The organism is Hydrogenophaga sp. FW305-3-2-15-A-LB1 (assembly GCF_058787875.1).
This window is the reverse complement of record NZ_JBYTAE010000151.1, coordinates 1-5,760: the sequence shown is the minus strand read 5'-3', so window position 1 is coordinate 5,760 and position 5,760 is coordinate 1. Positions and strand designations below refer to the sequence as shown.

Sequence of the window (5,760 nt, the reverse complement as noted above, 5' to 3'; positions counted from 1 at the left end):
GGCGGTGGTGGGGGAGCCCCGGGGGCGTTCGCACCGTCGGCCGTGGCATCCGCGCACAGCAGGGCACACGGGCGCGGTTCGTGCGGAGATTCGGCGCGCGAGGCCGGGCTGGCATCGGCCATTTCCAGCACACATGGCTTCTTCTCGCCTGCGGCGGTGACATGGGACATGGGGCACTCCTGTGGCGGCGGCGACCGGTGGGTCACCTCCTGCCCCCGCGCGGCAAGCGGCGTGCCTTGCGCAGCCCCCGAGCGCGCCCTAGGGCTGGGGCCCGTCGGCCGGGTCTTCGGCCGCGTACTGCTTGAGGCGGTTGTAGAGCGTCTTCAGGCTGATGCCCAGGGCCGCGGCGGTGCGCTCCTTCTGGCGGCCGTAGTGCTGCAGCGTCGCCAGGATCAGGGTCTGCTCGGCCTGCGCGAGCGAAATGCCCAGCGGCAGCACCACCGAACCTTCCGGGCGGCTGGCGCCCACCGTCGCCGGCGCGCTCGCCACGGCCGGCGCCGGCGCTGGCGCGACCGCGCCCACCGGCGGTTCGGAGGCGCTCGGCAGCCACTGCGCGCCGATCGCCTCGCCAGACGTCATCACGTAGGCGCGCTGCACCGCATTGCGCAGCTCGCGCACGTTGCCCGGCCAGGCATAGGCCGTGAGCCGATCCAGCGCTTCGGGCGAGAAGCTCTTCTCCTTGCCCTCCTGCTCGCCGATGAGCCGCAGGAAACGGTTCGCCAGCAAGGGCACATCGTCCAGGCGCTCGCGCAGCGGCGGCAGGTCGATCGGGAACACGTTGAGGCGGTACATCAGGTCCGTGCGCAGGCGCCCGTCGGCCACGGCCTGCATGGGCTGGCGGTTGGTCGCCGCGATGATGCGCACATCGGTTTCCTGGCTCTGGGTCGCGCCCACGCGCAGGAAGCGGCCGGTCTCGAGCACGCGCAGGAGCTTGACCTGCAGGTCCAGCGGCATCTCGGTGATCTCGTCGAGGAACAACGTGCCGCCCGCCGCGCGCTCGAAGAAGCCCTGGTGCTGGCGGTCCGCGCCGGTGAAGCTGCCTTTCTCGTGACCGAAGATCTCGCTCTCGATCAGGTTGGGCGAGATGGCGCCGCAGTTGACGCCCAGAAAAGGCATCTTGCGCCGACGGCTGAGCTCGTGGATGGTCTGCGCCACCACCTCCTTGCCGGTGCCGCTCTCGCCCGTGATGAACACCGACACGCCGGTGCCCGCCACGCGGGTGATCTGCTCATACACCTGCAGCATCGAGGGCGAGCGCCCCCACAGCTGGCCGAAATGGCCGGTGCTCGCGACCTTGGCGGTCAGCCCCGCCACCTCGGCCTTGAACACGGAAGGTTTGCTCACGCGCGAGAGCACGCCCTGCAATTGTTTGGGCGTGATCGGCTTGACGATGTAGTCCACCGCGCCCAGGCGCAGCGCGAGGATGGAGGTCTCCAGGCTGGCGTGCCCGGTGACCAGCACCACCTCGGAGTTGGCGAGCAGCTCGGGGTCGGCGAACAGGTCCATGCCGCTGCCATCGGGCAGGCGCAGGTCCAGCAGCACCAGATCGGGGGCCTGCAAGGCCAGCTGTTTGCGCGCATCGCGCAGCGTGTTCGCGGTGGCCACGGTCAGGCCCTGCATGGCGATCAGCTCGCCGAGCATCGCGGAAGCGTCAACGTCGTCGTCCACGATCAGGACATGGGTCATCTCTTGCGGTTCCTTGGTCTGCGCCCGCCCACGGGCGTGTTCGTGCATCGAAGCGGCGCCCATGATGCCACCGTTTGCCCGGCCCACGCACGGCCGCGCGCCGGTTTTCCGGGCCGGCCTGGTCAGTGCAGGGACACGATGGGCGTGGGCTGCCGCGGCGGGTCGCCCGCCGGGGGCGTCTGCTCGTCCGGCACCTCGGGTTCGCGGATGTCCGGCGGCAACTGCGTGGGCGTTTCAGGCGGCACGTCGGGCTGTCCCGGTGGCGGCGGGGGCGGCACCGGGGGCGTGGGCTTGGGCACGTCGGGCACATGAGCGTGAACCATGGTCATTCGGGGACTCCTGTCTGTGGGTGTCTGAAGAAAGAAGCCCCTGTATGGCAAGGCGTGTGCCTGTCTTGCCGCAAGAAGAATCGGGAACGCCGTTCGCCCCGGGCACACACACCATTCGTCAACCAGGAGTTCACCATGGCAAACACCTCCACCAAAAGCCGATCCGAAGCCATCACCGAGCGCAAGATGAAAAAGGTGATGCACGAATTCAAGGAAGGTGAGCTGAAAAGCAGCTCAGGCGACAAGGTGCGCAGCCGCAAGCAGGCCATCGCCATCGGCCTGTCGGAAGCGCGCCAGGCAGGCGGCAAGGCGCCGCCCGCTCCGAAGGAGCGCCAGCGCCACTGATGCCGCACGGCCCGGGTCTACTGCGTGGTGCCGCCCGGCGCCGGTGTCGCGGGCGAGGCAGCCGGCGGTGCCGGGCTGGTCTCGGGCGTCGGCACCGCGGGCGTGCTCGGTGGCATGGGCGGGTTGGTGCGGTCGCGCTGCGTCTCGTTCGTCGTGGGCGGTGGCACATCGGTCGGGCGCCGGTCGCAGCCGGCCAGCAGCACCAGCGAGGCGGCGGCGGCCGCCACGCCCAGCGCCATGCGGGATGAAGTGAAAGGTTTCATGGTGATCTCCTGAAGGCACGCAGGATGGCGTGCGCCTGAAAACGGGGGCAAGTCGAGTGCCTGTGCCTCGGCCGCGCGTCAGTCCGCGGGCACATGCCTTGCCGCTGCTGCCGGGTGGACACCTCCACGCAGCAGGAGATTCGAGATGAGCAAGCCCCGCGCAGATGCGCCCAACCGACCCTCCGGCGCGCCGCAACGCGACCCTTCGAACCCGGTGAGCCGCACGCCCGACGCCCCCGGCTCGACACCGGCCAAGGCAACCGACGACCACCTGGAGCTGCCGCACGAACGCGACCAGTCCACCGACAGCACGGCCAGCGCGCCGGACCCCGACATGCAACAGGCGCACCAGGACCTGCAGGACGGCCAGGTGGACACGGACATGCGCGCCACACCCGGCCTGGACGCGGGCCGGCGCGCCGGCTACGTGCCCGGCGCGGGCGGCAAGTCCCCGTCGCAGAAGGCGCCGCCCTCCTCGCCCACCGCCCCGCGCAAGGACCCGCGCCGCTGAAGAACAACCGCACAAGCCTTGCCAGAATGGGCGCCGCGCCTACAATACCCCCCATGGCATCCCGGTCCACCCTCACTTTCCACCTGCACACGCGCCTGCCCCTGATGGCAGGTTCGGCCGTGGCCGGTCGCAAGCTGATGGGCACGGCGGGACTGCGCCAGCCGGCCGCACATTCCTAAGCCCGGCGATACCCCCTCCTCCTTTTTGCGCAAACCATCTATCGCCGGGCCCCAGCCCAGCGCGATCGTGGCCGCTGCACATCCGCAGCATGGCCGCACCAGATGGAGTGCTCCATGCACAAGACCCTGACCGGTGAACGCCTGCTCACCGAACTCGATTTCACGCGCCTGAACAACCTGCGCGGCGGCAAGATGCCGCCCGAGCTGGCGGACACGCTGGACTCGCTGGACCTCGTGCCCTCGCGCGAGGTGCCGGCCAATGTCGTCACGATGTACTCGCAGGTCATCCTCGAAGACGTCGCCACGGGCAAGCGCCAGAAGCTCACGCTGTGCTACCCGGCCGATGCGGAGCCGCACCTGGGCTTCATCTCCGTGCTCTCGCCCGTCGGCGCCAGCCTGCTCGGCCAGCGCGTGGGCGCCATCGCGCGCTGGCGCACGCCCAACGGCGATGCCTGCGAGGCCGAGGTCGTCGAGCTGCTGTTCCAGCCCGAGGCCAGCGGCGACTACACCACGTAGTTCCCTCGCGCCCGCGCCGCGCCCCCTTCGTCACGCTCCCATCGGCCCACGCCATGGGGTTGGCCCCCGCACGTCCAGGATGTCCCATGACCTTCGATTCCATTCTCGCCCTCACCGACTTCACGACACAGTCCGAGCACGCACTGGATCGGGCCGCGCTCCTCGCCGGCCAACACAACACGCCCTTGCGGCTCATCCATTTCGCGGAAGAACCCCACCGCTTCTTCTCCGACCCGATCGCGCGCCTGTCGCAGCGCGCGCGCCAGCTGACCCGGCGCCATGGCATCCGGGCCGTGGCCCTGGAGCGCAACCCCGTGACGCTGGACGACGTCATGCAGGAATGCCGCAACGCCAGCCTGCTGGTGATGGGCCCCCTGTGGCAACGCAGCTGGAAAACCTTCTACCGCGGCACCACGCTCGACCAGTTCGTGCACGACAGCCCCTGCCCGGTGCTGGTGGTCAAGCAGGCGGCCGGGCGCACCTACGAGCAGGTGCTGGTGGCGGTGGACCTCACGCCGCGCTCGCGCGACCTGATCGCCTACGCGCGCCGCTTCGCCAGCCCCTCGGCGCTCCAGCTGTTCCACGCCATCGACACGATCGAGGAATCCAAGCTGCGCTCGGCCGACGTGTCCTTCGAGGCCATCCGCGCGAATCGCCTCGACTCGCGCCAGCACGCCAAGGAGCGGCTGATGCAGCTCACCCGCGCGCTGGGCATGGCCGGCAGCGCCATGGCCTTCGACGTGGGCAACGGCGACCCCGCGTACCAGACCGCCGTGCAGCAGCAGGCCACCCGCGCCGAGCTGGTGGTGGTCGGCAAGCGCCGCGCCTCCGCGTTCGCGCGCTTTCTCACCGGCAGCGTGGCCCAGCGGCTGGCCAAATGGGCCGAGAGCGATGTGCTGGTGGTGCCCTTCGACGGCCTGGCCGAACCCGTGCCCGTGATGGCGAGCCAGGGATGACGCCGGCCATGGACCTCACCAAACAGTTCATCAAGACCAAACAACCCTGCGCCGACGGTTTCCGCTGGTTCCTGCGCCACCACGAGAACGGCAGCAACTACCAGGACCTGCTCGACGCCCTGGTGGAGGCCGGCCGCGTGAGCGACGCCTGCTGGCTGCTCTCGCAGTTCGGCCCCACCAACGCCGTGATGGAGGTGGACGCCGTGGCCGCCGAGGCCCTGGTGTTCGCGGGCTCGCTGGTGGTGCGCGGCAACATCGAGGTCGACACCCTGATCCGCACCGGGCGCGGCATCCAGGCCGGCGGCAGCATCGTGGTCGGCCAGTCGCTGGTCTCGGGCGACGACATCAAGGCCGGCGGCAGCGTGCGCAGCGACGGCTCGCTGGAGGCCACCGGGCACATCAAGGCCGCCTGGGGCATCGACGCGCGCGAGCAGTTGCGCTGCGGCGGCGACATCCGCGCGGCCTGGGACCTGTGGTGCGGCGGCCCGCTGCATGTGGCCGGCAACGCCCACGTGGGCCAGGACCTGATCACCCAGGGCCCGATCGAGTGCGGCAAGAGCCTGGTGGTGGGCGGCCGGCTCACGGCGCGCGACAGCATCCGCGCGGGCGACGGCATCCAGGCCGGCGGCACCATTGAATGCGCCATGCACCTGGAGGCCGGCTGGGGCATCAAGGCCGGCCGCTCCATCGTCGCCGAGGGCGCGATCCGCGCGGGCGAGAGCCTCAGCGCCCACGAGGTCATTCGCGCCGGCGCCGGCTACGGCGTGTTCGCCGGCCTGAACGTGCAGGTGGAGGCCTGGGAATGCAGCGCGCGCGTGTGCGCCTGCACCAAGCCCGCCAGCCTCATGAGCGGCTGGTGGGCCGGCGCGCGCGAAGTCTGAAACCCGGGGTGACAGCGCGCCGGGGGGCCTTCTGAAATAATCCCCCGATGCCCGAAGCCCCCACCTCCGACGGCCGCCCGGACGATCCGGCCAC

9 protein-coding genes are annotated in these 5,760 nt (G+C 70.6%); 6 read left to right on the top strand and 3 right to left on the bottom strand.

Translation table 11 applies throughout. The features are described 5' to 3' along the window. Positions 1 to 258: 258 nt before the first annotated feature. Complete coding sequence (locus AC3WPZ_RS27450; protein ID WP_444686986.1) at positions 259 to 1,686, bottom strand: sigma-54-dependent transcriptional regulator; 1,428 nt, start codon at positions 1,684 to 1,686, stop codon at positions 259 to 261. A gap of 122 nt (positions 1,687 to 1,808) precedes the next feature. Further along, positions 1,809 to 2,015, bottom strand: a complete 207-nt coding sequence (locus AC3WPZ_RS27445; protein ID WP_382320838.1) for a hypothetical protein — start codon at positions 2,013 to 2,015, stop codon at positions 1,809 to 1,811. A 135-nt stretch (positions 2,016 to 2,150) separates the two neighbouring features. Here AC3WPZ_RS27445 and AC3WPZ_RS27440 point away from each other — a divergent pair, with 135 nt between their 5' ends. Further along, a complete protein-coding gene (locus AC3WPZ_RS27440) occupies positions 2,151 to 2,360 on the top strand; it encodes a DUF6496 domain-containing protein (protein ID WP_444686987.1) in 210 nt (69 codons plus the stop codon). 17 nt (positions 2,361 to 2,377) lie between these two features. Here AC3WPZ_RS27440 and AC3WPZ_RS27435 read toward each other — a convergent pair whose 3' ends face one another. Further along, the gene (locus AC3WPZ_RS27435) at positions 2,378 to 2,623 is read right to left on the bottom strand and encodes a hypothetical protein (RefSeq protein ID WP_444686988.1); all 246 of its coding nucleotides are present in this window, start codon (positions 2,621 to 2,623) and stop codon (positions 2,378 to 2,380) included. A 145-nt stretch (positions 2,624 to 2,768) separates the two neighbouring features. On the opposite strand from AC3WPZ_RS27435, the gene AC3WPZ_RS27430 reads away from it, so the two are divergent. The 5 genes from AC3WPZ_RS27430 (at position 2,769) to AC3WPZ_RS27410 (ending at position 5,666) form a co-directional block, all read left to right on the top strand. Further along, positions 2,769 to 3,134 carry a hypothetical protein gene (locus tag AC3WPZ_RS27430; protein WP_444686989.1) on the top strand — a complete coding sequence of 122 codons (366 nt, stop codon included), beginning with the start codon at positions 2,769 to 2,771 and terminating at the stop codon, positions 3,132 to 3,134. A gap of 53 nt (positions 3,135 to 3,187) precedes the next feature. Then, positions 3,188 to 3,313, top strand: coding sequence for a hypothetical protein (locus AC3WPZ_RS27425; RefSeq protein WP_291115850.1), 126 nt, complete (start codon positions 3,188 to 3,190; stop codon positions 3,311 to 3,313). A gap of 114 nt (positions 3,314 to 3,427) precedes the next feature. Continuing rightward, complete coding sequence (locus AC3WPZ_RS27420; RefSeq protein ID WP_291115847.1) at positions 3,428 to 3,829, top strand: GreA/GreB family elongation factor; 402 nt, start codon at positions 3,428 to 3,430, stop codon at positions 3,827 to 3,829. An 86-nt stretch (positions 3,830 to 3,915) separates the two neighbouring features. Continuing rightward, a complete protein-coding gene (locus tag AC3WPZ_RS27415; protein ID WP_382320844.1) occupies positions 3,916 to 4,785 on the top strand; it encodes a universal stress protein in 870 nt (289 codons plus the stop codon). 8 nt (positions 4,786 to 4,793) lie between these two features. Continuing rightward, positions 4,794 to 5,666, top strand: coding sequence for a hypothetical protein (locus AC3WPZ_RS27410; protein WP_382320846.1), 873 nt, complete (start codon positions 4,794 to 4,796; stop codon positions 5,664 to 5,666). The last annotated feature ends 94 nt before the right edge of the window (positions 5,667 to 5,760 follow it).

Excerpts from the sequence above, each read along its gene's own strand:
- AC3WPZ_RS27430 (WP_444686989.1), top strand. The coding sequence starts at position 2,769 with ATGAGCAAGCCCCGCGCAGATGCGCCCAACCGACCCTCCGGCGCGCCG.
- AC3WPZ_RS27425 (WP_291115850.1), top strand. The coding sequence starts at position 3,188 with ATGGCATCCCGGTCCACCCTCACTTTCCACCTGCACACGCGCCTGCCC.
- AC3WPZ_RS27435 (WP_444686988.1), bottom strand. The coding sequence starts at position 2,623 with ATGAAACCTTTCACTTCATCCCGCATGGCGCTGGGCGTGGCGGCCGCC.
- AC3WPZ_RS27440 (WP_444686987.1), top strand. The coding sequence starts at position 2,151 with ATGGCAAACACCTCCACCAAAAGCCGATCCGAAGCCATCACCGAGCGC.
- AC3WPZ_RS27420 (WP_291115847.1), top strand. The coding sequence starts at position 3,428 with ATGCACAAGACCCTGACCGGTGAACGCCTGCTCACCGAACTCGATTTC.
- AC3WPZ_RS27415 (WP_382320844.1), top strand. The coding sequence starts at position 3,916 with ATGACCTTCGATTCCATTCTCGCCCTCACCGACTTCACGACACAGTCC.
- AC3WPZ_RS27445 (WP_382320838.1), bottom strand. The coding sequence starts at position 2,015 with ATGACCATGGTTCACGCTCATGTGCCCGACGTGCCCAAGCCCACGCCC.
- AC3WPZ_RS27410 (WP_382320846.1), top strand. The coding sequence starts at position 4,794 with ATGGACCTCACCAAACAGTTCATCAAGACCAAACAACCCTGCGCCGAC.
- AC3WPZ_RS27450 (WP_444686986.1), bottom strand. The coding sequence starts at position 1,686 with ATGACCCATGTCCTGATCGTGGACGACGACGTTGACGCTTCCGCGATG.